We start from the raw sequence: 2,408 nt of genomic DNA on the forward strand, positions 1-2,408 counted from the left end.
GCGCGGGCCCGGGCCGAGGCCCTGGAGCACACCACGGCCCAGGCCCGGGCGGAGGCCGACCGGCTGCACGCCGAGCTGGTCCGTCAGCGTGACGCCGCGGACGCGGAGATCACCCGCGTGCACGCCGACGCCGACCGCAGGCTGGAGGCAGCCCACCGGGCCGCGGACGAACGCCAGGCCGTGCTCGCCGAGGCCAGGGCGGACGCCCGTTCCCGGGCCGAACGCGCCGAGCGTCAGGCCGACGAGCTCACCTGCGAGCTGCGCGCCGCCCGGGCCGGGCTGGCCGCGGCATCCGGCCCGGTGGCGGCGGCGGAGCCTGTGCCGGCGCGCCATCCGGTGGACCCGCCGGTCACCGCCGCGCCGGTCGGATGACGGTGGCCGACCGCCGTCGCCGGCCATCGCGGGTAGCTGCCGGGGCGCGGGCGGCCATCATCCGTCGGGATCCGTCGGGCTACGGGCGAGAGCGCTCGGAGAGCGGTCGAAGAGCGTCCGACGCCACAGGCTCTTGACCCTGCCAATGACAGTCAGTTACGTTCACGAGCGGACTGGAATCATCGGCTGCGGCATCCGCTCGTCGGCGGACGTCACGAGCGGTTGAGCCGCCCAGACGGGGGCCGTGCGCGGCCCGGGCGGGCAGCCCAGTCCGTGACGGCGCGTCCCCGGGCGCCGACCATGGAGGTACAGGTGTACAGGGCCAGGTGGAAGCCAGCGGCGGGTGCCGCGGACGACCGTGCCATGCCGGCGTGCGGCTTCACTGTCCGTCGGTACATCGACACCTGCCGCGTGTCGAGCACGGCCTGTCGACCGTGACCTGAGTACCCGCTCGGACGTCGCGACCGCCGGGCGGCCTGGCTGCCGCCCGGCGCTTCTTCGCCGTCGTCCCCGCCACGCCGTCCCAACCGGGTGACCCGGTGCGCGGCCGGGCCGAGCGGGCCCAGCGCGGTACCCGGCCCGAGCCGGCATATCCTATGTGATCTCCATGGCGTCCCGTAATCAGCGCGGTGATCCATCCGCTGGTGGACGCCGGACCCCAGCGGCAGGAACGGCACGATGACGATCACCAGTACCGATGTCCCGCGGCGGGGCGGCACCGCCCTGTCGGGCGGCTTCGTCCTGCGGGGCGTGCACGCCCTTGACGAGCACGGCTACTTCGACGGCCCGGTGGACGTCGCGGTACGCAACCGGCACATCACCGACGTCCGGCCGCATCTCCCGCTGGACGCCGACGCGGTCGATGTCGACGCGCACGGGCTGTGGCTGATGCCCGGCATCATCGACTGCCACTCCCGTGTCACGCTCTGCACATACGACCCGCTGGAGATGATGACGACTCCGCTGTCGGAGCGCTTCTTCCAGACGGCGGCGATGCTGCGCCGCACCCTGGCCGCCGGGGTGACGTACGTCCGGGACGCCGGCGGCGCGGACGCGGGCGTGCGTGACTCGCTGCTCGCCGGGCACATTCCCGGGCCGCGGCTGGCGGTCTCGGTGGTCGGGCTGACCCGCTCCGAGGGCCACGGCGACGGTGCGCTGCTCGGCCCCGGCCTGGAGGCGCCGGAGACCCTGACGGCGCTGGGCTACCCCGGCCGGCCCCGGCATGTCGTCCGGGAGCCGGACGGGATGCGCGCGGCGGTCCGCGCGGTGGTGCGGGCGGGCGCGGACTGGGTCAACGTCTTCGCCAGCGGCGGCATCATGTCGGTGCGCCCGGGGCAGCCGCTGCCGGAGTTCACCGCCGCGGAGCTCGCCGCCGCGGTCTCGGAGGCGGCCGCCTTCGGGCGTGGGGTCATGGCGCACGCGCTGGGGGCGGGCGCCGTCGACGCGGCGGTGTCGGCCGGCGTCCGCTCGGTCGAGCACGGGATCGGTCTCACGCAGCGTGAGGCCGACCTGATGGCGCGGCGGGGCGTCACGCTGGTCCCGACCCTGTCGCCGTACCACGAGCTGGGGCAGCTGGCCGACAGCGGGCAGCTGCCCCAGTGGGCCGCTGACCGTGCGCACGTGACCCGGGCCATGCTCGCCGACACGATCGCGGTGGCCCGTGACGCCGGGGTCAGGATCGCTCTCGGCAGCGACAGCCGGCACCGGGACCGCCACGGCACCAACCTCGCCGAGATCACCCGGCTGCGCCAGAGTGGACTGTCGGTGTCCGAAGCCCTGCTCGCGGCGACAGCCAACGGTGCGCGCCTGTGCGGTATCTCGGAAAGTATCGGTCGTATTGCCCCACGCTACGAGTTCGACGCTGTTCTGCTGGACGAGGATCCGGGCGACCTGTCGCTGTTCGAACGTCCCGACGCGGTGACCGGGGTCTTTCTCGGCGGTGTTCCCGTCGTCCCGCACACCCGCCTGCCCGCGGCCCTGACCGTACCCGCGGGCGGTGGCCTCCGGCCGTCCCCGGTGCCCGGCCCCGTGGGTGA

At 74.8% G+C, this 2,408-nt stretch carries 1 protein-coding gene and 1 pseudogene; both read left to right on the plus strand.

Annotation, left to right across the window (positions count from 1 at the left end; genetic code table 11):
• Positions 1-372: pseudogene (locus tag NBX02_RS11085) on the plus strand (hypothetical protein); the annotation flags it as partial.
• A gap of 678 nt (positions 373-1,050) precedes the next feature.
• A partial coding sequence (locus tag NBX02_RS11090; protein ID WP_250291228.1) for an amidohydrolase family protein occupies positions 1,051-2,408 on the plus strand: 1,358 nt, incomplete at its 3' end.

Origin of the sequence: Protofrankia sp. CiP1_Cm_nod1, from assembly GCF_920888515.1 — a bacterium.
Lineage (GTDB): Bacteria > Actinomycetota > Actinomycetes > Frankiales > Frankiaceae > Protofrankia.